The organism is Mycobacterium avium subsp. avium, assembly GCF_009741445.1.
Taxonomy (GTDB): domain Bacteria; phylum Actinomycetota; class Actinomycetes; order Mycobacteriales; family Mycobacteriaceae; genus Mycobacterium; species Mycobacterium avium.
Window position 1 is genome coordinate 3,393,546 of record NZ_CP046507.1, and the last position, 22,895, is coordinate 3,416,440.

Consider the following 22,895-nt stretch of genomic DNA (forward strand, 5'->3'; position numbering starts at 1 on the left):
GGCTAATAACCTTTCTAAAGCCTTCAGCGCGAAGCGAAGTCTTCGGCTTTCCGGTAGCGGCCGCGCTGCTCCTGCAGATTATGCAGCATCGTCAGGCGGGGTTTGGCGGAATCGGAAGTCCCGCTGCGCGGGTTCACCACGGCTCCGGCGGCGTGTTCGGCCAGGTGGTGCGCCGCCGGGATCAGGCGGTGGAGGCTTCGCGCGCCAGGTTCAGCGTGGCGAGCGGATAGCATCCGTTGCCGTCGCGTCCGTCGCGCGCCAGCCGCATGGGCGGGTAGTTCACCACGTGCTCGGCGCCCGGCTTGTGCTGTTGCCAACCGACCGCCGCGCACAACGTGTAGTGCCCCGGCGCCACGCCCGCCAGGTCGATGTGAACGGTCTCGACAGACGACACCGGGGCGGGTTCCTTGCCCGCGCCGTCCGGTCCCGGCACCAGCGTTTTCAGCGTCACCCGCGCGGGCAGCGTGCGCACCACCGCCCCCGAGAAGTCGACCAGCCGGTAGCCGGGGACCCAGTTCTCGGTGGCGGCCGCGGAACCGTAATTGGTCCACGTGACGTCCAATGTCGCCTTGCCGTCGGCCAACGATTGCGATCCCTGCCGCGCCTCGGCCGAATACCGGTAGCCGGCCACGACGTTGGCCTGCGCCCACAGCAGGTACAGCGCCGGGTCCATCGGGGTGCTCGCATCCACCGCCGGGAAGTTGAAGCTCGACGTCATCGACACGTGGTACTTCATGACGTCGCGCAGGCCCTTTTCGTAGTAGGACCGCGGATCGGTCCCGGCCGGCAGCTGGCACCATTCGGTGATCACCGGTGCCGCGGCCATCCGGTCGCGCAGCGCGCCGACCAGCGGGTCTTTGGTCTGCACGTAGTGCGAGCCGTCCCTTTCCGCCCAGGCCGGCAGCGGGTCCTGCACGCCCAGGCAGTCGGCGCGGATGCCGACCGGGGCGGACAGCCGCTTGGTGATGTCGTCGGCGATCAACTGGCGCACGATCTCCGGGTTGAGCGCCGTCGTCACCAATTGCGTGTGGGGAAAAGCCTTTACGGTCGCCTCGACCAGCTGGCGAATGGAACCGGCGGTGATGTTCTGGTCCCGGAACTGGCTGAAATACCCCAGTTTCGCCACACTTTCGTCGGGCGCCGGACCCGGCGCGCCCAACGAGTCACGCAGATACGAGATGTGGTTCTCGCTGAAATCGCCGTAGCCGGAGAACTCGAACACGCTGAGCCGCTCGTCGCCGTCGTACCGGCGCCCCAACGCGGCCACCAGCTGCCCGAAGGCGTTGAGGTAGTTCTGGTCGTTCCAGTTCGGCACGACCTGCGTCACCCCGGGTGACCACCAATACCGTTGCGCACCGGTGTAATTGGTGGCCGCCGGGCGCATCCAGTCGGGCATCGCGATGTTGGTGTTGTTCGGATAGACGGTGTCGCAACAGGAGTTGTAGGCGACCACCCGCAGGGTCAACCGCATGTTGCGGCTGGCCAGCTTCGCCAGCGCGTCGTCGATCACGCTGAAATCGAATTTGCGGTCGTCGGGAGTGTCGGGCGGCAGGCTGCTCGGATCGGTGGGCTGCAGCTGTCGCCACGGAACACGCAAACTGGCGTCCTGCGACGCCGGCCAGGCCGGGTAGCGACGCTGCGCCGGATTGCCTTGCGGGAAAAGCGGTTGCAACAGATCTTCGTACTGGCCGCGCAGCGGGTTCGGAACGTCCTGCACCGACAACGGGATGGCCGGGCTGACGATCAGCGAAAGCGGACCGAGATCGCCGCGCTGACCGCACCCGTCGAGCAGCAGCGCCAGGCACACTCCGACGACCAGAACGATCTTCCTCGTTCTCGCCGCCGCCGTGGCGCGGGCTGATCCGCGCCCGGCGGCGACGGTTCGCCCTGGTTGCGGAACGGCATCGGCGGGCATTGCTCGCCGAAACGCCGTCTCCATCATGGGGCTGCAACCTCTCTGGCGGCTCGCGGCCGGCGGCCGTCGCGGGTATTCATGCGTGGGATACCAAGGGTGACAACAGGGTAGCGCCCGCGCCCGCGGCGCATGCCCGATTCCGCCCGGCTCTCCGAAAGCTCGTCGTCGGCGCCCCGCCACCGCCGGGCGTCATTTAAGCTGGTGCTCCCCGGGAATCGGACAGGAGATCACCGCAGATGGCGCTGGCACGCTCGGCCAAACGGTGGCTCGCGCCCGCGGCGAAGAGGCTCGCGCCGCGCCGGTTCTGGCGGCGCAAATTCCGCATTCTGGACCGGCTCGGCCGGTCCCGCCCGGACGTGCAGCTGGTGGCGTCGTTGTGCGACCCGCATCGGGTTTCGCTGGACATCGGCGCCGACCTCGGCGAGTTCACGATCGCGATGGCGGCGTCGTCACGCTCGGTGATCGCGTTCGAGCCCCGCCCGGCCCAGGCTCGCGATCTGGCGGCGATGTTCGACGCGGTCGGGGCCGCGGTCCGGGTCGAGGCCGTGGCGCTGTCGGATGAACCGGGAACGATCGCCATGCGGGTGGTCGAGTCGGAGCCGGGCCGCAGCACCATCGACACCGACAACAGCCTGGGCGATTTGACCGGGGACCAGATCCGCGTCATCGACGTGCCGGTCAAGCGGCTCGACGACCTGAATCTCGACGACGTCGGCCTGGTCAAGATCGACGTCGAGGGCCACGAGCTGGCGGTATTGCACGGCGCCGCAGAGACGCTCGCGCGCAACCGGCCGGCGATCGTGGTGGAAGCCGAGGAGCGCCACCACCGCGGCGCCGTCGCCGGGATCACCCGACTGCTGACCGGTCTCGGCTACTCGGGCTACTTCGAGCTGGACGGCGCGCGGCGGCCGATCGCGGAGTTCGACCCGGCGGTGCACCAGGACCCGGCCAACGCCGGCAGCCGGCAGGACGGCTGGACCGGCCGGGGCCCGTACGTGAACAACTTCGTCTTCCTGCCGGACGAACGCTGAGCGGGTCGAGGGGCTAGATCGAGCCCATCGACGACGCCTCGCGGTCGGCGAGAAACGGCATCGGCATCCAGCGCGCGGACAGCAGCGCTTCCATCGCCTCGCCGGGGATCGGGCGCGACAGCAGAAAACCCTGCGCCCGGTGACAGCCGTGCTGCATCAAAGTCAGTGCGGCAGCAGGTGTTTCGACGCCTTCGGCGACCACTTCCAGGCCGAACGCCTCGGCCAGCCCGATGATGGCCCGCACGATCGCCAGGTCCCCGGCGTCGGTGCCCACCTCCCGGACGAACCCGGCGTCGATCTTGAGCATGTCGACGGGAAGCGACTTCAGGTGGGACAGCACGGCGTAGCCGGTGCCGAAGTCGTCGATGGCGATCTGCACACCGACTTCCTTGAGCTCCGACAACGTCTTTCGGGTGGTCTCGGTGTCGTGCACCACCGCGCGCTCGGTGATCTCCAGGCACACCGAGCCCGCGTCGATGCCGAACTCGCCGATCGTGTCGGCGACGGTTTCCACGAAGCCCCGGCTGATCAGCTGGATGGGCGAGACGTTGATGCGCAACATCGCGCCGTGGCCCACGCCGTTGGCCCGCCACCGGCTGAAATCGGCGCAGGCGCTGCGCATCACCCACCCGCCCAGCTCGGCGCCCAGGTTGGTCGATTCGGCGACGCCGATGAACGAGTCCGGCAGCAGCAGCCCCCAGATCGGGTGCCGCCAGCGCACCAGCGCCTCGGCCCCCACGACGGCGCCGGTCCACAGGTCGACCTCGGGCAGGTAGTGCAGCAGCAGGCCCTCGCTTTCGATGTCGCCCTGCAAGTGCAGCTCGATGTCGTTGCGGAAGGCCCGCTTCAGCGACATGTCATCGGTGGACACCGCGGTCTGGTTGCCGCCGGCCCGCTTGGCGGTCAGCACCGCCTCGTCGGCCCGCCGCAGCAGGTCGGTGCAGTTGTCCGCTCCGGGTGTGCCCACCGCCAGCCCGATGCTGACGGTCCGGCTGATCACGTGCCCACCGATGGTCAGCCGGTCGCACAGCAGCGTCGACAGCCGGCGGGCGAACGCCTCGGCGGCCTCGGACGCCATCGGCTGGTGCGGGATGACCACGAACTCGTCGCCGCCCAGCCGGGCGATCATGCTCTGCTCGCCCGCGCATTCCTCGATGCGCTGCGCGAACACCCGGATGAACCAGTCTCCCGCGGTGTGGCCGAGGTAGTCGTTGATCGGCTTCAGCCGGTCCAGGTCGAGATAGAACACCGCCACCGGCCCGGGGTTTCCGGCCGCCAGCCGTTCGGTCAGATGCGCGACCAGTGCCCGCCGGTTGTACACACCGGTCAGGTCGTCGTGCTCGGCGAGGTAGCGAAGCCGTTCCTCGGCGGCGATGCGGGCCTGCAGCTGCGCGAACAGCGCGGCGACCGCCTCGAGGGTGTTGATCTCCTCCGGCTTCCACCTGCGGGCGCCGAACTTGACGAAGCCGAGCACACCGGTGGTGGCGTCGCCGGACACCAGCGGTGCGGCGGCCACCGAGGGCGCGCCGGCTGCCTTGTCGCGCTGCAGCCAGCGGCGCAGCCAACCGTCGGCCTGGTCCGGGCTGCTGACCACCGGCCGGCGCTGCCGCTCGCATTGGGCCAGTACCGATTCGACGTCCTCGGATCGCAGCGCGGCCATCGGGCCCGCGGCATCGGTTCGCCGCGGCCACTCGGCCACCGGCACCGGGCCCGCGGCGTCGTGGTGGTGCAGGAAGCTGGCGTCCACATCGAACTGCTCGACGAGCTGCGCGAGCACCGTTTCGCTGACCGAGCGTGCCGTGGACGCCGTGGCCTCCATCAGCGCGGTGGCGACGGAGGTGACCACCAGGTCCAGGCTGCGTGGCACGGAGTCCTCCGATACGGGCGCACATTCCGTCTGGGTGCCGACCCCAGATCACGGGGCCGAAATACGTGCGGAAACGGTATCACGCACCGGCCCGGCGATCGGGATTCTGCGGAAAAAGCCGCGACGGTCAGTGACCGCTTGCCGAGCTCGCGTCGCTCGGGATGTCAAGTGTGGCAATCGGATACAGGCCGGCACCGTCGCGGCCGTCGCGGGCCAGTGCCATGGGCGCGTAGTTGACGACGTGCGAGGCGTCCGGCTTGTGTTGCTGCCAGTCCACCGTGGCGCGCAGCGTGTAGTGGCCGGGCGCCAGGCCGGTCACGTCGACGTGCACCGATTCGGTGGCCGATTCCGGGACCGGTTCCTCGCGTGACGTGCTGGATTCGTCGTGCACCAGCGTCTTGAGGTTGACCGTCGCGGGCAGGCTGCGAACGATCGCCCCGGAGAAGTCCACCAGCTTGTAGCCGGCCACCCAGTGCTCGGTGGCCGCCGCCGCGCCGTAGTTGGTCCACACCACCGAGATGCTGGCCACCTTGCCCTGGATCGACTGCGATCCGGGCTTGGCCTCCACCGAGTACCGGTAACCGGCCGACGTATTGGCCTGCCCCCACAGCAGATACAGCTCGGGGTCCATCGCCGACGTCGCATCCCGGTCCGGGAAGTCGGCGCTCGACGTCATCGAGACGTGGTAGCGGATGACGTCGTGCAGCCCCTTCTCGTAGTACGACCGGGAGTCGGCGCCCTTGGGCGGCCGGCACCACTGACTGATCACCAGTCCCGAACCGAGCCGCTGCTTGATGGCCGCGACGACGGCGTCGTTGGACCGGACGTAGTGAGAGTCGCTGGCCTCGGCCCATTCCGGCAACGGCGACTGCACCCCGAGGCAATCCGCGCGGATCCCGACCGGCGCGGACAGTTTCTTGGTGACGTCGTCGGCGAGCAGTTGGCGCACGATCTCCGGATTTTGCGGCGCCACCACCAACTGGGTGTGCGGGAAGGCGTTGGTGTTGGCCGCGACCAGCTGCGCGATGGAGGCCTTGGTGATGCTCTGGTCGCGGAATTGGCTGTAATAACCCAGCTTTGCCACGCTGTCGTCCGGGGCGGGGCCCGGTGCGCCCAGCGAATCGCGCGGATAGCCGAGCTGGTTCTCACCGAAGTCGCCGTAGCCGGAGAACTCGAACACGCTCAACCGCTCGTCGCCGTCGTACCGGCGGCCCAGCGCGGCCAGCAGCGCGGTGACGCCGTTGAGGTAGTCGGGGTCGTTGAAGTTCGGCACCACCTGGGTGACGCCGGGGGCCTGGTTCGGCGGCGGATAACTCGTCGACGACGGGCGCAGCCAGTCCGGAATCGCGATGGCGGTGTTGTCCGGATAGGTGTCGTTGCAACAGGACCGGTAGGTGTACACGCCCAGGGTCAGGCGCATGTTGCGGGCGCCCAGCTTGGCCAGCGCGTCGTCGATCGCGGAGAAGTCGAACTTGCGGTCGTCGGGCGCGTCGGGGGGCAGCGTGCGCGGGTCGACGGGCTGCAGCTGCCGCCAGGAGACCCGCAGGCTGGCGTCGTAGGAGGCGGGCCACGGAGAGTACCGTTGCTGCGCCGAATTACCTTGCGGGAAAAGGGGATTCAGCATCTGCTCGTACTGGCCGCGCAGCGGGTTGGGGATCTCCTGCGCGGTGGGCGGGATGGCCGGGCTGACCATGGCCGACAGCGGCCCCGGATCGGGCTTGCCGCCGCATCCGCTCAGCACCGCCGCGATGCCGATGACAGCGGCCAGCGCTCGTTTCCCCGATGAGCACACCATCGTCAGCGCGTCAGATCGCACCCGGGGACAACCGCCGACCACCCGCCGCGACCGGTCGGCGCGCCGGGTCCACTCGAAGAGATGGTCGTCGTCACGGTTTGCTTCTCCCAATACACACCGATGCGCGGGCAAGTGGCCCCGGATTTCGGGGTTCCTCTGGTGCGTGTCTTCCGCTCGGGGCGGGCCACGAATTGGCGTAGCGCAGCGTATCACGCACGTTCGGCCGCGCTGTCGCCGCAGCTCAGCAGGGCCGGCCGGGCCCGCGGCAGTGAGGCCGGTCACAATTGCAGGCGAACCTGTCACGCGGAAGCGGGCTGCGGTGTCTCAAGGGCACACGTCCTCACGAACAGGAGACAGCCATGACCGAGGTGACCCGCAGCAAAACACATGTCGTCGTCGTCGGCGGCGGATACGCCGGCACGCTGGCCGCCAACCATCTGCGTCAGCGCCCGGACATCGACATCACGCTGGTGAACCCGCGGCCGGTCTTCGTGGAGCGCATCCGGTTGCACCAGCTGGTGGCGGACACCGGCACGGCGACCGCCGATTACGCCACGCTGCTCGGGGAGGGCATCGAGCTGATCGTCGACACGGTCGACCACATCGACGCCACCGCCCGCCGGGCCGTGCTGACCTCCGGCGCCGGGCTGGACTACGACTACCTGATCTACGCCGTCGGCAGCACCGGCGCGGTAGCCGAGGTGCCGGGCTGCGCGGAGTTCGCGCATTCGGTAGCCGACCTGGAAAGCGCGCAGCGGCTGCACTACGCGCTGGCCGATCTGCCGCTGCCGGCACCGATCACGGTGGTCGGGGGCGGGCTGACCGGCATCGAGACCGCCTCCGAGCTGGCCGAGCTCGGACGCCCGGTGACCCTGATCTGCGGCCCGGTGCTGGGCCCGTCGCTGAGCCCGCGGGGCCGGCGCTCGGTGGCCAAGCGGCTGCGCCGCCTCGGGGTCGGCGTGCTGGAGTCCGTCACCGTGACCGAGGTGCGCTGGAATGAGGTGGTGCTCAGCGACGGCGTGGTGCTGCCCAGCGCGGCCACCGTGTGGACGGCCGGATTCAGCGTCCCGGACCTGGCCGCCCGCAGCGGGCTGCGCACCGACCCGCTGGGCCGGCTGCTCACCGACGAGACGCTCACCAGCATCGACGACGACCGCATCGTCGCCGCCGGCGACGCCGCCGCGCCGTCCGGGCGGCCGTTGCGGATGAGCTGCCAGGCCGCCGGTCCGCTGGGCGCCCAGGCCGCCAACACTGTGTTGGGCCGCATCGCCGGGACCGAGCCGGCGCCGCTGAACCAGGCGTTCGTCGGGCAGTGCATCAGCCTGGGCCGGGCGGCCGCCACCTTCCAGCTGGCGCGCACCGACGACACCCCGATCAACGCGTACCTGGGCGGGCGGGCCGCCGCGAAGCTCAAGGAAGCGATATGCCGGGGCACGCTGTGGGCGATCCGGCGCGAGGCCGCCAAGCCCGGCTCGTACCGCTGGCTCAAGGGCGGCCAGCGGGTGCCGGCCGACGAGCGGGTCGGGGTGTGATGACGCAGGCACCGAGCGGCAGCGAGCACGCCGACCGATTCACCCTGCTGCGGCCGCTGCTGTTCACCATCGCCTACGAAATGCTGGGCTCGGCGACCGAGGCCGACGACGTGTTGCAGGACAGCTACCTGCGCTGGTCGACCGTCGACCTGGCCACGGTGCGCGACACCAAGTCCTACCTGGCTCAGCTGGTCACCCGCCAGGCGCTCAACGCGCTGCGGGCCGGCGCGCGCCGGCGCGAGGAGTACGTCGGGCCCTGGCTGCCCGAGCCGCTGCTGCTCGACGAGCAGGATCCGTCCACCGATGTCGTTCTCGCCGAGTCGATTTCGATGGCGATGCTGGTGTTGCTGGAAACGTTGAGTCCCGACGAGCGGGCGGTATTCGTGCTGCGCGAGGTGTTCGGATTCGACTACGACGAGATCGCCGAGGCGGTGGGCAAGCCGGCGCCCACCGTGCGTCAGGTCGCGCGCCGGGCCCGCGAACACGTGCGGGCCCGGCGCAAGCGCCACCCCGGCGCCGGGCAGGCGATCGACCCCAAGCGCAACGCCGAGCTCACCGCGCAGTTCTTGGCCACGGCGGCCAGCGGCGACGTGGAGGCGCTGATGGCGATGCTGGCCCCGGACGCCACCTGGACCGCCGACAGCGGCGGCGTGGTCAGCGCCGCCCGCAGGCCGGTGGTCGGCGCCGAGAAGGTGGCCCGCGCCATCACCGGGCTGTTCCGCAAGGCCGCGGAGTACGCCACCCTGCGGGTGGACACGGTGACCTGCAACGGCGCCCCGGCGGTGTTGCTCTACCTCGGCGACCGGCTCGAAGGCGTCATCACGGTGGAGATCGCGGCGGACAAGATCACCAATTTCTACGTGATGCGCAACCCGCACAAGCTGGCGGCGCTGGCCACCGCCCGCGACGTCAGCCGCGGCTGACTCGCCCCGAACCCGCGCCGCTCTGTCAAGCTAGGGCGGTGCGCATCGACCGGCTCGGCGACCTCGGCCCCGCACCCCAGGTGCTGCGGGCCGTGGGCGATGTCACCCGCCGGCTCGGTCTGCCGCCGCCGGCCGCGTTGACAGGCGACTGGTTCGACGCCCTGGCGGTGATCGCGCCGAGCCTGCCGGTGCGCCCGGTGCCCCCCGGCGACGTGTTCGCGGTCGGCACGGCGCGGACACCGCAGCCGCCGCATGTGGGCGGCGGGTGGATCGGTTACCTGTCCTATCCGGACGGCGGCGCCGACGCCAAGCCGAACCGGATTCCCGAGGCCGCCGGCGGCTGGACGGACTGCGTCCTGCGCCGCGACCGCGACGGGCAGTGGTGGTACGAGAGCCTCACCGGCGCGCCGATGCCGCGGTGGCTCGCCGGCGCGCTGGCCGCGCCCGCCGGCCCGCCGCGCCCGTGCCGGATCGACTGGGACGTTGCCGACCGGGCCGCGCACCGCGACGGTGTGCTGGCCTGCCTGGAAGCCATCCGCGCCGGCGAGGTGTACCAGGCGTGCGTGTGCACGCAATTCCGCGGGACGGTCGGCGGCGCCCCGCTGGACTTCTTCGTCGACGGCGTCGCCCGCACCGACCCGGCGCGGGCCGCCTATGTCGAGGGCGAGTGGGGGGCGGTGGCGTCGCTGTCCCCGGAGCTCTTCCTGCGCCGCCGCGGCACGGTCGTCACGTCCAGCCCGATCAAGGGCACCCTGCCGCTGGACGCCTGGCCCTCGGCGCTGCGCGCCTCGGCCAAGGAGGTCGCCGAGAACATCATGATCGTCGACCTGGTGCGCAACGACCTGGGCCGGGTGGCGACGGTGGGCACGGTGAGCGTGCCGGAGCTGCTGGTGGTGCGCCGGGCGCCGGGGGTGTGGCACCTGGTGTCGACGGTGTCGGCGCAGGTCCCCACCGAGCTGCCGACGTCGGCCCTGCTGGACGCCGCGTTCCCGCCCGCCTCGGTCACCGGGACACCCAAACACCGTGCCCGCCAACTACTTTCGAAATGGGAACCCGCTACTCGCGGAATATATTGCGGCACAATCGGTTTGGCTTCACCCGTGGCCGGATGTGAACTGAACGTCGCGATCCGCACCGTCGAATTCGACGCCGCGGGCGGCGCGGTGCTGGGCGTGGGCGGCGGAATCACCGCGGACTCCGATCCCGACGCCGAGTGGGCCGAATGCCTGCACAAGGCCTCGCCCATCGTCGGGCTGCCGTCCATCGCGGCGGCGAGCTCGGCGGGCTAGTCGCGGCGGGCCTTGAGCACCGCGTCGTAGAGCTGACGGGACCGCACGCCGGGTTGGGCGGCGGCCACCTCGCCGCAGGCGTCCTTGATCCGGGCGCCATCCGCCACCCGCTGCTCGACCTCGGCGACCAGCGACGGCAGGTCGGTGCGCGGGGTGGCGCCGGCCAGCACCACGGTGATCTCGCCGAGCACACCGTCGCCCGCCCAGGCCGCCAGCTCGTCCAGCGTGCCGCGCACCACCTCTTCGTGCACCTTGGTCAGCTCCCGGCAGATCGCGGCCCGCCGCTCACCGCCGAGCCGCTCCACCGCGTCCTGCAGGCAGGCCGGCAGCCGGCGCGGTGATTCGAAGAACACGCAGGTGCGCCGCTCGTCGGCCAGCGAGTCCAGCCAGCCGCGCCGCGCCGCCTTCTTGCGCGGCGCGAAGCCCTCGAAGCAGAACTTCTCCGCCGGCAGTCCGGACACGGCCAGCGCCGTCATCACCGCCGAGGGCCCGGGCAGGCATCCCACCGGCAGCCCCGCCTGCACACAGGCCGTCACCAGCCGGAAGCCGGGGTCGCTGATCACCGGCATCCCGGCGTCGCTGACCACCAGCACCGTCGCCCCCGACCGGATCGCCTCGAGCAGCGAGTCCACCCTGGCGGCCTCGACCCGGTCGAACATGCTGATCACCCGGCCGGTGATGGCGACATCGAGCGCTTTGGCCAGGGTGCGCACCCGCCGGGTGTCCTCGGCGGCCACCACGTCGGCGCGGGCCAGGGCATCCAGCAGCCGGGGCGAGGCGTCCGAGGGCTGCCCCAACGGCGTTGCCCCCAGCAACAGGCGGCCGGTGGTCATGACCGACAGCCTACGATCGACACCGATGTCCGCCCCGCCCCGCGAATCCCCCGTGCACACCGACGGCGCCGAGACCGAACGCGTGGTGCCCGTCGTCAGCCCGGGCCCGTTGGTTCCGGCGGCCGATTTCGGGCCCACCGATGACGTGCGCGGCTGGGTGGTGACCGGCGTGGTGACGCTGGTGGCGGCGGTGACCCGGTTCGTGAACCTGGGCTCGCCCACCGACGGCGGCACACCGGTTTTCGACGAAAAGCACTACGCCCCGCAGGCCTGGCAGGTGCTGCACAACCACGGGGTGGAGGACAACCCGGGGTTCGGCCTGGTGGTCCACCCGCCGGTCGGCAAGCAACTGATCGCGATCGGCGAGGCGCTCTTCGGCTACAACGGCGTCGGCTGGCGGTTCACCGGCGCGCTGCTCGGCGTGGTCATGGTGGCGCTGGTGGTGCGGATCGTGCGGCGAATCAGCCGCTCCACACTGGTCGGTGCCATCGCGGGGGTGCTGGTCATCTGCGACGGCGTCAGCTTCGTGGCGTCGCGGACCGCGCTGCTGGACGGCATCCTCACCTTCTTCGTGGTCGCGGCGTTCGGGGCGCTGATCGTCGACCGCGACCAAGTGCGACAACGCCTGCACACCGCGCTGCTGCAGGGCCGCAGCGCCGACACGGTGTGGGGTCCGCGGCTGGGCGTGCGGTGGTGGCGGTTCGGCGCCGGCGTGCTGCTCGGATTGGCTTGCGGGACAAAGTGGTCGGGCCTGTACTTCGTGCTGTTCTTCGCGGCGATGTCGCTGGCTTTCGACGTCGCCGCCCGGCGTCAGTACCAGGTGACCCGGCCTTGGCTGGGGGTGGTCCGGCGGGATCTGCTGCCCACCGGGTACGCGCTGGGGTTCATCCCCGCCGCGGTGTATCTGGCCGGCTATGCGCCCTGGTTCGCCTCCGAGACGGCCATCGATCGGCACGAGGTGGGCCAGACCATCGGCCCGCGTTCGGTGCTGCCGCTGCCCGACGCCATCCGATCGCTATGGCACTACACCGCCAAGGCTTTTCAGTTCCACGCCGGCTTGACGAACTCCGCCGGCAATTACCACCCATGGGAATCCAAACCGTGGAGCTGGCCGATGTCGTTACGGCCGGTGCTGTATGCCATCGACGAGCAGAACGTCCCGGGCTGCGGCGCGCAATCGTGCGTCAAGGCCGAGATGCTGGTGGGCACCCCAGCGATGTGGTGGCTGGCCGTGCCGGTGCTGGTTTTCGCGCTCTGGCGCATGCTGGTTCGCCGCGACTGGCGCTACGCCGCGGTGCTGGTCGGGTATTGCGCGGGCTGGCTGCCTTGGTTCGCCGACATCGACCGGCAGATGTATTTCTTCTACGCGGCGACGATGGCGCCGTTCCTGGCCATGGCCATCGCGCTGATCTGCGGCGACATTCTTTACGCGCCCACCGCTACGGGCATGCTGCGGGCGAACTCCGAGCGGCGCACCCTGGGGCTGATCGCGGTCTGCTGCTACGTGGCGTTGGTGGTGACCAACTTCGCCTGGCTGTTCCCGGTGCTCACCGGTCTGCCGATCTCGCAGCAGACCTGGAACATGGAGATCTGGCTGCCCAGCTGGCGTTAGCTTCTGCGCCTTGCCGCGAGAGTGCAACTACCGACGGCGCCACTCGGGAAACGCGTTGCCAGTTGCACTTTCGCGGTGCCGTCACAGCGGGTCGCGCGCGACCGGGCACGACATGCAGCGGGGGCCGCCGCGACCGGTGCCCAACTCCGATCCCGCGATCGTCAACACCTCGATGCCGGCCTCCTGCAGGCGCATGTTGGTTTGCGCGTTGCGCTCATAGGCGACGACGACGCCGGGTGACAGCGCCAGCGTGTTGTTGCCGTCGTCCCACTGCTCGCGTTCGGCGATGACGGGATCCAGCCCGGTATCGATCACCCGCAGTTTGTCGATTCCCATCGCCGTGGCCGCGGCCTCCAAGAAGGGGGCCTCGCTGATCTCAACGCCGGACGGGGTGCGCTGGATGGTGAACGCCGAGAGCGCGTCGACGACGTTGGCGTACATCACCACGGTGTCGGTGTCGACCATCGTGCACACCGTGTCCAGGTGCATCTGCGCGCGCCGCTGGGCGATCGGCACGGCCAGCACGGTGTGCGCCAGATCGTCGTCGAATAGGCTGCGGGCCAACGCTTCCGCACCGGCCGGCGTGGTCCGCTCCCCCACCCCGACCGCGACCACGCCCGGCGCCAGCAGCAGCACGTCGCCGCCCTCAACTGGGGCGGTGCGCGATTCGTAGGCCCGCCGCACCCCGGTGAACCGCGGGTGATGGGCATAGATGAGATCGGTCAACGAGGCCTCGCGGACCCGGGCCCGCAGCGCCAGCGTCGGAATCACCACCCGGGGGCCGATCCAGATCGACGAGTCGCGGGTGAACACCAAATTGGGCAGCGGGTCGATGACGAAGTCGCCGCCGTGGTGCATGCGCAGCACCAGCGACACGTCGGTGCGCGTATCGGCCGGCAACTCGTTGAACGTCATCCCCGCCATCAACACCTGGGCCAGCCGGGCCGGCTCCAGCCCGCGAAGGTAGGCCGAAAGCTCTTGCGCCAGAGGCACTCCCAGCCGTCGCGCATCGACCGCTGCGGCGACCCCCTGCATTCGCGCGGCCCCGCTGTGCGTCAGCGCCTCGGTGAGCAGATCCGACAGCAACAACACCTCGACCCCGCGCGAGCGCAACAGCTCGGCGAACTGGTCGTGCTCTTCTTGTGCGCGGGCCACCCACGGCAGGCCGTCGAAGAGCAGCTGGTCGACGTTGCGCGGGTTGAGCCGCAGCAGCTCGCCGCCCGGGCGGTGCAGGATGACCACCCGCAGCGCGCCCACCTCGGAATTGGTGCCCAGCTCGACCACGCCCACAGGTTCAACCGTAGCGGCGCGCAGGGGCGGCATGGGCCGTCACACGCCCGCCGCCGCCGCCTCAGGATCGAACGGATGTGCGATAAACTGGGTCGCGTGGAGATCGCGGTTCAAGGCTCCCTGTTCCAGCACACCGAGCGCCGGCAGCTCGGCGACGGCGCCTTCATCGAAATCCGCGCCGGCTGGCTCACCGACGCCGATGATCTGCTCGATGCCCTGCTGTCGACGGTGCCGTGGCGGGAGGAACGCCGGCAGATGTACGACCGGGTGGTCGACGTGCCGCGGCTGGTGAGCTTTCACGACCTCACGGTCGACGAGCCGCCGCATCCGATGCTGTCCCGGCTGCGCCGCCGGCTCAACGACATCTACGCCGGCGAACTCGGCGAGCCGTTCACCACGGTGGGGTTGTGCTGTTATCGGGACGGCTCGGACAGCGTGGCCTGGCATGGCGACACCATCGGCCGCAGCAGTTCCGAGGACACCATGGTGGCGATCGTCAGCCTGGGCGCCACCCGCGCGTTCGCGCTGCGGCGCCGCGGCGGCGGCCCGTCGCTGCGGCTGCCGCAGGCGCACGGGGACCTGCTGGTGATGGGCGGCTCGTGCCAGCGCACCTGGGAGCATGCCGTGCCCAAGACGACGGCGCCGGTCGGGCCGCGGGTGAGCATCCAATTCCGCCCGCGCGGCGTGCGCTGACTATTGAGCACGCACCGATGCCACCGCTTTGACGAGCAGGTCGCGCGCGCGTTGGGTGTCGACGGGAGCAACGGGCTGGTTCGGGATCACCAGCGGGTTGGCGATGACGATCACCTGGTAGTCGCCGAATTGCGCGGAGTAGTCGTACAGTTCGCCGGTGCGCGGGCCGCCGGGTGTCAGCGCCTGCAGCACCCGGTGCACGCCCAGTGTGCGCGCGCTGTCGATCTGCGGCGCGTCGACCACTTGCACACCGCCGCGCAGTTGCGCACCGGAGAAGGTGACTTTGGCGCAGTCCTTCCCGGGGTCGTTGAACGGCAAGGCTTTTGAGGTCTCGAGCGCGATCACCACGAAGCGGTTGCCGCGGCCCTCGGCGGTCACCGCGGCCATGTTGCCCTGCAGATCGGCCGGCAGATCCGGCCCGCTCGCCACTTTCGCGCACTGGGCGGGGTCGAAGGTCAGGCCGTCGGGCAGCTTGCGGCCGGCCAGCAGCTTGGGGTCGATGCCGCGTTCGCCGGTGTCGCTGACCTTGTAGTCGGGTCCGAAGCTGGGTTTCACCTCGGCGACCTTGGCGATGTCCACCTTCGCCGGGTGAGTGGCCGATGAGCAGCCGGCCAGGACGCAGACAGCGGCCACCGCGCGCAACAGCTTGGACATCGTGGCCAATCTACCCAAGCGGGTGGCTCAGCTGCGCAACGTGGACACCGTTTTGGCGAGCAGATCCGCGGCGAACTGCGGTGGCAGCACCGGAACCGCCGCGCCGGGATCGGTGGTCAGGGTGGTGAAGGCGTAGTAGTCGCCCAGATAGGCGATGAATGTGTAGCTGCGCGAATCGATTTCGGTGCCCGATTCGACCGATGAGGTGATGTCGGCCACCATGCCCAGGGTTTCGACGCCGTCGATGTGTGGGCCGTCGGTGAGGCGGACGCGGACGGTGGTGTGCCCGGCGGTCTCGGACCACTGCTGGCACGCGCCGAGCAGATCCCGCGGAAAGTCCACGGGCTCCGGCAAAGCCACCACCACCGCGTCGACGATCCCGCCGCTGCCCGACCCCGACACGCCCTGCGCCGACTGGTCGCGTCCGTTGCCGGGGTCGGCCAGGACGGCGCATCGGGGCGGCTTGGCCCGCGCGTCGGCGGCCAGGCCCCAGATCACCTTCGGTGCGGCGGCGACGGGAATTCCCGTCGTCACCTCGTAGCCCGGCGGCAGGTCGCGGACCACCCGCTTGATGTTGGCGGGGTTGACGGCGGCCGTGTTGCTCGGCGGCGATTGTGCCGGTGCGGCCGGCGGTTTGGGCGCGGGCGGGTGAGCGCACCCGGCGACCATCAGCGTGAGCACGGTGGTCACCGCCGGGCCAATCCCGAACGGCCGCATCAGGAGTTGATAGCACAGGACGCCGCCATATCCAGCCCTGCCACGCCAAAGTCTGGGCCTGCCGTCACCCGAGTGCAAGCACGACGTCACTTTCGAACGCGCTACCGCAGGCGCTAGCGGATTCGAACGTCACCTCATGGTCGGCAGACAGGGCGTGCTCGCGCACCACGCCGGCGGCTCAGCCGACGGTCTCGATCACCTGCCGCGCGACCCGCCGGATCTCGTCGGCCTCGTGCTTGCGGAACGGCAGGTCGCGCCGGTGCGGCACATCGATGACGGTGGTGATGACGCCGATGTCCTCGCGCTGCCACACTGCGCCGTAGCGGTCCATGATCGCGCGCATCGGCACATTATCGGAAAGCATTCGCGCGGAGAACCTTTCGATGCCGTCGACCTCGGCGGCGATCGACAGGGCGCTGATCAAGAAGGTGCCGATGCCGCGGCCCTGGTAGGCGTCGGCGACGGTGAAGGCGATCTCGGCGACGGTCGGATCGTTCTCGTCGCGCACGAAGCGAGCATCGGCCACCGGGTCGGCGCCGTCGGTGACCACCCACACGAAGTGATCGACGTAGTCGACCTCCGACAGGTAGTGCATCAACGCCGGGGTGGGCAGCCGCGGGCTCATGAACCGCCGGTACAGCGTGTCGCTGGAGAAGTGGATGTGGCCGTGCACGGTGCGCTCGCTGTCGCCGGGCAGCACCGGGCGCAGCAGCAGGTGCGTGCCGTCGCGGACCTGGATCGGGATCGGCGTGATGAACGCCGCCAGGCGCTGCCGCACGGTGCGCAGCAGCCGCGGCATGACGCCGGGGATGTGCACCATGCTGGCGAAGGCCTCGGTGTCGCCGGTCCAGCCGGTCAGCGGTTGGGCGGTGGTCACCGTGGCGGTGCGCGGAATGTCGCGCAGCAGGGCGATTTCGCCGACGATCATGCCGGGGGACGTGTGCTCGGTGATCACCACGCCGTCGTCGCCGACGTGTTTGACCTCGGCGCTGCCCGAGGAGATCAGCAGGAACTCGACAGCCTGCTCCCCCTGGCGCATCAGCACCTGGCCGGCCGGGGCGCGCAACGGCCGCAGCCGGCGCGCCAACGGGGCGAGATCTTCGGCGGGACATCCCGCGAAGATGTCCATCGTCGCCAGCTCGTCGGCCCGGGCGCCGGTCAGTCCGGCCACCGTCAGGGACCGCCGCCCGCGGCAGCACGGCACCGGTCTGCCTGTCGCGGTGATGCCATGACCTGCCCGCCGTTTGTCGGTTGCGCCAGGCCCCACGCTCCCCGACGCGCTCGGATGTTGCCAAGGTTATGAGCAGGTCACGACCGCGGCAAGCAGGCAGCGCCGATCACCCGGCAGGCGGGGTTTTTCCGGCATTCAGGATGAGTTCGACGGCCGCGGCCAGGTCGTCGACCACGAAATCGGCCTCTGCGACGGCCTGCCGAGCGCCGGGGCGGATCAGAATGGTCTTCGTTCCGGCCGCGCGGCCCGCCACCATGTCGACGTCGCTGTCGCCGATCATGACGGAAGCGGCCAAATCCACGTCGTGCTCGGCCGCCGCGCGCAACAGCATGCCGGGGCCGGGTTTGCGGCAGTCGCAGCTGTTCGCGGGGTGCGGGCAGTGGTAAGCGGCATCGACGCGCGCGCCCCGGTCGGCGAGCAGTCGTATCAGCCGGTCGTGTACGGCGGCGAAATCGGCCGGCGCCGCCGTCGGCTCGGAGAGCCAGCGCTGATTGGTGACCAGCACGGTCCGCAGGCCCGCGGCGTTCAGCGCGGCTAGCGCCCGGGCCGCACCGGGCAACAGCACCAGCTCGGCCGGGGACCTGATGTACTCGCCCTCGGCGGCCTTGACGTTGACGGTGCCGTCGCGGTCCAGGAAAACCGTGCGGACGTCGCGCAGCTCGGGTGCGGGCATCGTCGCGGTCAGGACGGCCGGGGAAACAGTGCCGCTTCGACCATTTCGCAAATCGAATGCCCCAGGTGCAGGCTCGCTTCCTGGATCCGGCCGGTGTCGTCGCTGGGGATTCGGATGCAGATCTGCGCGACGTCGGCCACCTTGCCGCCGCCCGCACCGGTGAGGGTGACGGTCGTCATCCCGGCCTGGCGGGCGGCCTCGAGCGCGCGAACGACGTTGGCGGAGTTGCCCGATGTGGTCAGTCCGACCACCACGTCCCCGGCCCGCCCGGCGGCCAGCACCTGGCGGGCGAACACCTCGTCGTAGGAGTAGTCGTTACCGATCGCGGTGATCGCCGCGGTGGCGTCGGGAAGGCTGATGGCCGCCAGGCCCGGGCGGTCGAAAGCGAAGCGGCCCATGAGTTCTGCGGCCAGATGTCCGGCGTCCTGCGCGGATCCGCCATTGCCGAACAGGATCACCTTTCCGCCGGCCCGCAGGCAGTCGATCATCGCGCGCGCCACCTCGACGGCCTGGGCGGCGACGACGCCGTTCTGCATCTGCTGCTTGACCGCGATGGTCTCGGCCAGTCGCCGCTGCACCAACTCCACGCTCGGCGGCACCACATCGGGCCCCGTCATGCCTGCCATGTCGTCAATCCCTTGCTCTCGAAGGCGAATTCGGTGACGGCGGCCCCGGCTCCTTCCAGCGCCTCGATGAGCCGGTGCTTTTTGGCGAAGTCACAGAACAGCAGGATGTATCCCCCGCCGCCGGCGCCGGTCAGCTTGCCGCCCAGCGCACCGTTTTTCAGGGCCAGCTCGTAGAGGTCGTCGATGCGCTCATTGGTGATGTAGGGCGACATTCGTTTCTTCTCGGTCCACGCTTCGCCCAGCAGCGCACCGAAGTCGTTCAGCTTGCCGGTCAGCAGGGCCGCCTTCATCGCGACCGCCAACTCCTTCTGTGCCCGCAGCCCGGCCAGCGTGTCGTCCGAACCCGTTGTGGCGCGGCGGGTTTGGTCCTCGATCACGCGCGCGGAGTCGCGGGTGATGCCGGTGTAGCACAGCAGCAGGCTGAGCTCGAGTTCGAAGGCGGTCTCGTCACGGATCCGCAGCGGATTGACGATCACCCGGTCGGTGAACTCGATGAAGTTGAACCCGCCGAACGTCGCGGCGTACATGTCCTGCATGCCGCCGGCGATGCCGAGGTCCTCGCGTTCGATCGCGCACGCCAACTGGGCGGTCTCGTATTCGCCCATCGGCACCCGGTAGTGCTCGGCGAGCAGGCCGGTGAGCGCGACCATCATGGTCGACGACGAGCCCAGCCCCGAGCCGGGCGGCGCGCTGGATCGCAGCACCAGGTCGTAGCCGTCCGTGCCGTCGCGGCCGAACCTGCGCACCGCGGCCTTGATCAGGTCCAGGCTGCCGTCGTAGAGGATCTCGCTGTCGAGCGTCATCTCGTGCGTGGTCTTGAAGTCCACCGACTCGATGGAGACCCGGCGGTCGGTGCGCGGCGCCAGCGATCCCTGCGCGTAGCGGTCGATGGTCGCCGACAGCACGCAGCCGCCCTCGGTCGTCGGGAACGGCGGGACGTCGGTGCCGCCCCCGGCGAACGAGATCCGCAGCGGCGCTCGTGCCCGAATTCGTGGGCGTGTCATGGGGATTGTCTTTCGAGTGATTCGCTCAGCCGCGAGCCCACGTGTGCCACATGCCAACCCCATCGTTCTGCGTCCGGAAGCGTCGCCAGACTAACAGGGTGACCAGCGGGGTTGAGGTGTTTTGGCCGACTCCGCGTCAGCCGTTCGGCCGGCCCGGCTGCAGCACGAAATCGACCACGATGGCGGCCATGTCGTCGATCGCGCTGCGCGCGACCACCTCGTAGCCGTGGGTGCTCAGCGTGGGCAGGCACAGCAGGCCGGCGCGGGCGGTGAGCCCGCTTGCCTTGGCGTGCGACGCGTCGGATTCGAAGGCGCCCAGCGCCGCCGGCTGCGGCGACAGTCCGCGGTCGGTGGCGATTTTCAGCAGCCGGTCGGCGACGCTTTTGTCGTAGACGCACAGCGCGTCGCTGTAACCGACGATCGGGCCGCCGCCGACGCTGGTGGTGTATTCGCGTTCGGTGGGGCCGACTTCCAGCGCGAGGGTCAGGTCGCCGGGCAGGGTGGCGCTGGCGTAGGCGCCGCCCACCCCGCCGATCTCTTCGTTGGTGGTGAACACCAGGTACACGTCGTCGGCGGGGCGTTGTCCGCGTTCGCGCAGCATCCGGGCGGCGTTGAGCAGCGCGGTCACTGCGGCGCGGTCATCGAGGAAGTAGGCGCCGACGTAGTCGCCGATCTCGACCACCGATCTCTTGCTGCGGTCCACGCACACCCGGGTGCCGGCGTGCACTCCCGCGGCGGCCAATTCGTCGGTGCTGCGGCCGGTGAAGACGTAGACGTGATGCCAGTCCAGCGATCGGTCGCCCTGATCGGGCTTGGTCTCCCAGATTCGTGAGCTTTCCTTGGTGGTGTGTTCGGAGCCGAGAGTCAGTACCGCGGTGAGGGTTTCGTTGTCGCCGAGCACGGCGACCGGACCCAGCCCGAAGTTGCCCGGGTACATGGTGCCCAGCTGCGTCAAATGCAGTGTGCCATCGGGTTCTACCCGTTTGACGATCATGGACAGCTCGTCCATGTGGGCCATGACCCGGGTGGCGGTGCCGGGGATCGCCGCGGTCCGGTGCCGGTGGTCGGGCGCCCCGGCATCGCCGCGCGATGCGTCGGCGGCGATGTAGCCGATCAGGTTGCCGGCGTCGTCGGTCCACAGGTCGTCGACGATGGGTTCCAATTCGCGGGCGATGACGGCGCGCACCGCGTCCTCCTGCCCGCACGGCCCGTAGGTCCACAACAGTTCTTGCAGCAGCTCGTCGGTCGAGTCGCGGTCGCGGTGCGCCATCGGATCCTCTCGATCAGGTTCAGAGCATCTGTACCCGCGCCGGCCTGCGGCCACTCCAACCGCCTCGACTCAGGCCAGTGCCACCCCCAGCTCGTGGGCGAACACCCTGATCATGTGCTGGACGGCGATTTCGTTGCGCCCGATGATCATGTGGTCGTGCTGGCCGTGCCGGACGCCCTCGCCGCACTGGGGCAGCATGGCGAAGTCCTCGTCGCGCACCGCGGCGTGCACGCCTTCGAAGACCGCGTCGTAGGCCGCGCGCATCTCGTCGTCGGCGGCGGGGACGCGGGCCATCCAGCTGTGCCGCACCGTGCAGCGGGTCGGCGCACCGGCGGGCAGCATGTCGATGATCTCCACCCCGACCGGGCTGTTGGCCAGGATGAGGTTCGGATACACCCAATAGATCACGCCCATGTTGGCCAGCGGTTCCAGCGACGCCGCAGGGTCGGTGGCGGCGTTGGTGATCCAGGTGAACGGGAAGCCGATCCGGTGATGCTTGCCGAACTCGTCGTAGACCATGGTGTTGGCCAGGGTGTTCTGCCCGATCAGGCTCTGCCCGTGGACGTACGGGAAGTGGTAGCCCTCGGCGAATGCCTCCAGGGCGCCCTTCCAGGACACCTCGGAGGTGAATTCGCGCTGGGTGTGATAGCCGTAGGAGGAGTAATTCCACAGCGCCAGTTCGGCTCCGAAGTCGCCCAGGTGCGCGTCGAGGTCGATGGTCGCGTCGGCGGTCAGCACCGCCCAGATGAAGCCGTGCCGCTCCTCGGAGGGCAGCTCCACCAGGCCGTAGTCCTTGGTGTTCATCGAGTCGAAGCCGGCCTTGCCGGGCACCGAGAACAGTTCGCCGGTGTTCTTGTACGTCCAGGCGTGGTACGGGCACACGAACCGGGCGGCGTTGCCCGAGCCGCAGGCCGGCATCGCGCCCCGGTGCCGGCAGTAGTTGAGCAGGACGTGACTGGCCCCGGAACGGTCGCGGGTCACCAGCAGGGAATCGCCCAGCACCGAGCGCACCATGTAGTCGTTGGTGTTCGGTAGCTGCGCCGACGGGACGATGGCCAGCGGGACCCGACGCAGGATCTGCCCCTCCTCGATCTCGGTGATCTTGGGGTCGCGGTAGTAGTGCAGCGGCACCCGCAGTTCCCGCTCGGCCAGGTCGGTCGTCTTGTCCAGGGCGTGACGCAGCCCCCGCCGCGTCAACGCCTCGTCGGTGCCGCTCACCGGGCTGTTGATGGGGGCCACTCGCTTCTCCTTCGCCGTCGACCTCCCGGACCATACAATCACCACCGTTTGTATTGTCAAGGCCCCGGCCCGGTGTGTGCGACGATCACGCCATGCGCCGGCACGGCTGGTCGGGTGACATCCCGGCCGACGACGAGGAGGCGGTTGCGCGCATCCTGACCGCGACGCGACGCGCCATCGACGAACGCGGCACGGTGAGCGTCTCGCAGGTGGCGTCGACGCTGGGCGTGACGCGGCAGACGATCTACCGGTACTTCCCCACCCACGAGGCGCTGCTGGGTGCGACGGCGCTGTCCGCGGTGGAGGGGTTTCTGGATCGCCTTGCGGCCCACCTGGGTTCGATCACCGATCCCACCGAGGCGGTGGTGGAGGGCATCGCCTACACCTTCGAGCAGCTCGCGCACGACAGGTACCTGAGCCTGGTGTTCCAGCCCGGCAAGGCCAGCGCTTTCACCGCCGGGGTCACCTCCGACATCGCCATCTCGTTCGGCAGGTCGATCTTGCAGCGATTTGAAGTCGATTGGGGCGCAGCAGGATTCGCCGACGCCGGGCTCGACGAACTGGTCGAGGTCATGCTGCGCACACTGCAGTCACTGATCGTCGATCCGGGGCGCCCGCCGCGCACCGGCGCGGAGCTGCGACGGTTCCTGCGGGACTGGGTCGCGCCCTCAGTGCGCGCGCACGCAATCAGTCGGTGAGCT

The 22,895-nt window shown here is 69.9% G+C and carries 20 protein-coding genes; 7 read left to right on the plus strand and 13 right to left on the minus strand.

Annotated elements, in window-relative coordinates; all coding sequences use genetic code 11:
• Positions 1-181: 181 nt before the first annotated feature.
• Complete coding sequence (locus MAA44156_RS15645) at positions 182-1,942, minus strand: hypothetical protein (RefSeq protein ID WP_023871342.1); 1,761 nt, start codon at positions 1,940-1,942, stop codon at positions 182-184.
• 209 nt (positions 1,943-2,151) lie between these two features.
• Between MAA44156_RS15645 and MAA44156_RS15650 the strand changes: the two genes are divergently transcribed.
• Entirely contained in the window at positions 2,152-2,946 is a 795-nt protein-coding gene (locus tag MAA44156_RS15650) for an FkbM family methyltransferase (RefSeq protein WP_009975273.1), read from the plus strand.
• A gap of 13 nt (positions 2,947-2,959) precedes the next feature.
• Here MAA44156_RS15650 and MAA44156_RS15655 read toward each other — a convergent pair whose 3' ends face one another.
• Positions 2,960-4,813, minus strand: a complete 1,854-nt coding sequence (locus tag MAA44156_RS15655) for a putative bifunctional diguanylate cyclase/phosphodiesterase (RefSeq protein ID WP_009975272.1) — start codon at positions 4,811-4,813, stop codon at positions 2,960-2,962.
• A 127-nt stretch (positions 4,814-4,940) separates the two neighbouring features.
• On the minus strand, positions 4,941-6,608 hold the full coding sequence (locus MAA44156_RS15660; protein ID WP_024637236.1) for a hypothetical protein: 1,668 nt from the start codon (positions 6,606-6,608) through the stop codon (positions 4,941-4,943).
• A gap of 359 nt (positions 6,609-6,967) precedes the next feature.
• On the opposite strand from MAA44156_RS15660, the gene MAA44156_RS15665 reads away from it, so the two are divergent.
• From MAA44156_RS15665 to MAA44156_RS15675, 3 genes are read left to right on the plus strand one after another with little or no spacing between them, the layout of a single operon-like run.
• Positions 6,968-8,140, plus strand: coding sequence for an NAD(P)/FAD-dependent oxidoreductase (locus MAA44156_RS15665; RefSeq protein ID WP_009975270.1), 1,173 nt, complete (start codon positions 6,968-6,970; stop codon positions 8,138-8,140).
• Positions 8,140-9,063, plus strand: coding sequence for an RNA polymerase sigma-70 factor (locus MAA44156_RS15670; RefSeq protein WP_009975269.1), 924 nt, complete (start codon positions 8,140-8,142; stop codon positions 9,061-9,063). The genes MAA44156_RS15665 and MAA44156_RS15670 overlap by 1 nt, the downstream gene beginning before the upstream one ends.
• A gap of 38 nt (positions 9,064-9,101) precedes the next feature.
• Positions 9,102-10,352, plus strand: a complete 1,251-nt coding sequence (locus tag MAA44156_RS15675; protein ID WP_009975267.1) for an aminodeoxychorismate synthase component I — start codon at positions 9,102-9,104, stop codon at positions 10,350-10,352.
• Here the strand turns inward: MAA44156_RS15675 and rsmI are convergent.
• Positions 10,349-11,185 carry a 16S rRNA (cytidine(1402)-2'-O)-methyltransferase gene (gene rsmI, locus MAA44156_RS15680; protein ID WP_003872782.1) on the minus strand — a complete coding sequence of 279 codons (837 nt, stop codon included), beginning with the start codon at positions 11,183-11,185 and terminating at the stop codon, positions 10,349-10,351. The genes MAA44156_RS15675 and rsmI overlap by 4 nt on opposite strands.
• Positions 11,186-11,267: 82 nt before the next feature.
• Here rsmI and MAA44156_RS15685 point away from each other — a divergent pair, with 82 nt between their 5' ends.
• Positions 11,268-12,797 carry a dolichyl-phosphate-mannose--protein mannosyltransferase gene (locus MAA44156_RS15685; RefSeq protein WP_162151417.1) on the plus strand — a complete coding sequence of 510 codons (1,530 nt, stop codon included), beginning with the start codon at positions 11,268-11,270 and terminating at the stop codon, positions 12,795-12,797.
• Positions 12,798-12,878: 81 nt separating this feature from the next.
• Here MAA44156_RS15685 and arcA read toward each other — a convergent pair whose 3' ends face one another.
• On the minus strand, positions 12,879-14,120 hold the full coding sequence (gene arcA / locus MAA44156_RS15690) for an arginine deiminase (RefSeq protein WP_263424812.1): 1,242 nt from the start codon (positions 14,118-14,120) through the stop codon (positions 12,879-12,881).
• 63 nt (positions 14,121-14,183) lie between these two features.
• Here arcA and MAA44156_RS15695 point away from each other — a divergent pair, with 63 nt between their 5' ends.
• Positions 14,184-14,780, plus strand: coding sequence for an alpha-ketoglutarate-dependent dioxygenase AlkB (locus MAA44156_RS15695; RefSeq protein ID WP_011723956.1), 597 nt, complete (start codon positions 14,184-14,186; stop codon positions 14,778-14,780).
• Here the strand turns inward: MAA44156_RS15695 and MAA44156_RS15700 are convergent, their stop codons facing one another.
• The 8 genes from MAA44156_RS15700 to MAA44156_RS15735 form a co-directional block, all read right to left on the minus strand.
• A complete protein-coding gene (locus tag MAA44156_RS15700; RefSeq protein WP_009975263.1) occupies positions 14,781-15,434 on the minus strand; it encodes a DUF5642 family protein in 654 nt (217 codons plus the stop codon).
• 27 nt (positions 15,435-15,461) lie between these two features.
• Positions 15,462-16,151: a DUF5642 family protein gene (locus MAA44156_RS15705; RefSeq protein WP_009975262.1), complete on the minus strand. Its 690-nt coding sequence runs from the start codon at positions 16,149-16,151 to the stop codon at positions 15,462-15,464.
• A gap of 178 nt (positions 16,152-16,329) precedes the next feature.
• On the minus strand, positions 16,330-17,280 hold the full coding sequence (locus tag MAA44156_RS15710; RefSeq protein WP_085978452.1) for an acetyltransferase Pat: 951 nt from the start codon (positions 17,278-17,280) through the stop codon (positions 16,330-16,332).
• A 208-nt stretch (positions 17,281-17,488) separates the two neighbouring features.
• Entirely contained in the window at positions 17,489-18,055 is a 567-nt protein-coding gene (locus MAA44156_RS15715; RefSeq protein ID WP_009975260.1) for a D-glycero-alpha-D-manno-heptose-1,7-bisphosphate 7-phosphatase, read from the minus strand.
• 8 nt (positions 18,056-18,063) lie between these two features.
• Positions 18,064-18,681, minus strand: a complete 618-nt coding sequence (locus MAA44156_RS15720; RefSeq protein WP_011723954.1) for a D-sedoheptulose-7-phosphate isomerase — start codon at positions 18,679-18,681, stop codon at positions 18,064-18,066.
• Positions 18,669-19,685 carry a GHMP family kinase ATP-binding protein gene (locus tag MAA44156_RS15725; RefSeq protein ID WP_003877509.1) on the minus strand — a complete coding sequence of 339 codons (1,017 nt, stop codon included), beginning with the start codon at positions 19,683-19,685 and terminating at the stop codon, positions 18,669-18,671. Before MAA44156_RS15725 ends, MAA44156_RS15720 begins: the two co-directional genes overlap by 13 nt.
• Before the next feature lie 136 nt (positions 19,686-19,821).
• Positions 19,822-20,955: a M42 family metallopeptidase gene (locus tag MAA44156_RS15730; protein ID WP_009975258.1), complete on the minus strand. Its 1,134-nt coding sequence runs from the start codon at positions 20,953-20,955 to the stop codon at positions 19,822-19,824.
• A 69-nt stretch (positions 20,956-21,024) separates the two neighbouring features.
• A complete protein-coding gene (locus MAA44156_RS15735; protein ID WP_009975257.1) occupies positions 21,025-22,194 on the minus strand; it encodes an aromatic ring-hydroxylating oxygenase subunit alpha in 1,170 nt (389 codons plus the stop codon).
• Positions 22,195-22,286: 92 nt separating this feature from the next.
• Between MAA44156_RS15735 and MAA44156_RS15740 the strand changes: the two genes are divergently transcribed.
• Positions 22,287-22,892, plus strand: coding sequence for a TetR/AcrR family transcriptional regulator (locus MAA44156_RS15740; RefSeq protein ID WP_029248395.1), 606 nt, complete (start codon positions 22,287-22,289; stop codon positions 22,890-22,892).
• Positions 22,893-22,895: the final 3 nt, after the last annotated feature.

Excerpts from the sequence above, each read along its gene's own strand:
- MAA44156_RS15645 (WP_023871342.1), bottom strand. The coding sequence starts at position 1,942 with ATGATGGAGACGGCGTTTCGGCGAGCAATGCCCGCCGATGCCGTTCCG.
- MAA44156_RS15650 (WP_009975273.1), top strand. The coding sequence starts at position 2,152 with ATGGCGCTGGCACGCTCGGCCAAACGGTGGCTCGCGCCCGCGGCGAAG.
- MAA44156_RS15660 (WP_024637236.1), bottom strand. The coding sequence starts at position 6,608 with ATGGTGTGCTCATCGGGGAAACGAGCGCTGGCCGCTGTCATCGGCATC.
- MAA44156_RS15665 (WP_009975270.1), top strand. The coding sequence starts at position 6,968 with ATGACCGAGGTGACCCGCAGCAAAACACATGTCGTCGTCGTCGGCGGC.
- MAA44156_RS15670 (WP_009975269.1), top strand. The coding sequence starts at position 8,140 with ATGACGCAGGCACCGAGCGGCAGCGAGCACGCCGACCGATTCACCCTG.
- rsmI (WP_003872782.1), bottom strand. The coding sequence starts at position 11,185 with ATGACCACCGGCCGCCTGTTGCTGGGGGCAACGCCGTTGGGGCAGCCC.
- arcA (WP_263424812.1), bottom strand. The coding sequence starts at position 14,120 with ATGCCGCCCCTGCGCGCCGCTACGGTTGAACCTGTGGGCGTGGTCGAG.
- MAA44156_RS15700 (WP_009975263.1), bottom strand. The coding sequence starts at position 15,434 with ATGTCCAAGCTGTTGCGCGCGGTGGCCGCTGTCTGCGTCCTGGCCGGC.
- MAA44156_RS15705 (WP_009975262.1), bottom strand. The coding sequence starts at position 16,151 with ATGCGGCCGTTCGGGATTGGCCCGGCGGTGACCACCGTGCTCACGCTG.
- MAA44156_RS15710 (WP_085978452.1), bottom strand. The coding sequence starts at position 17,280 with ATGGACATCTTCGCGGGATGTCCCGCCGAAGATCTCGCCCCGTTGGCG.
- MAA44156_RS15715 (WP_009975260.1), bottom strand. The coding sequence starts at position 18,055 with ATGCCCGCACCCGAGCTGCGCGACGTCCGCACGGTTTTCCTGGACCGC.
- MAA44156_RS15720 (WP_011723954.1), bottom strand. The coding sequence starts at position 18,681 with ATGGCAGGCATGACGGGGCCCGATGTGGTGCCGCCGAGCGTGGAGTTG.
- MAA44156_RS15725 (WP_003877509.1), bottom strand. The coding sequence starts at position 19,685 with ATGACACGCCCACGAATTCGGGCACGAGCGCCGCTGCGGATCTCGTTC.
- MAA44156_RS15730 (WP_009975258.1), bottom strand. The coding sequence starts at position 20,955 with ATGGCGCACCGCGACCGCGACTCGACCGACGAGCTGCTGCAAGAACTG.
- MAA44156_RS15740 (WP_029248395.1), top strand. The coding sequence starts at position 22,287 with ATGCGCCGGCACGGCTGGTCGGGTGACATCCCGGCCGACGACGAGGAG.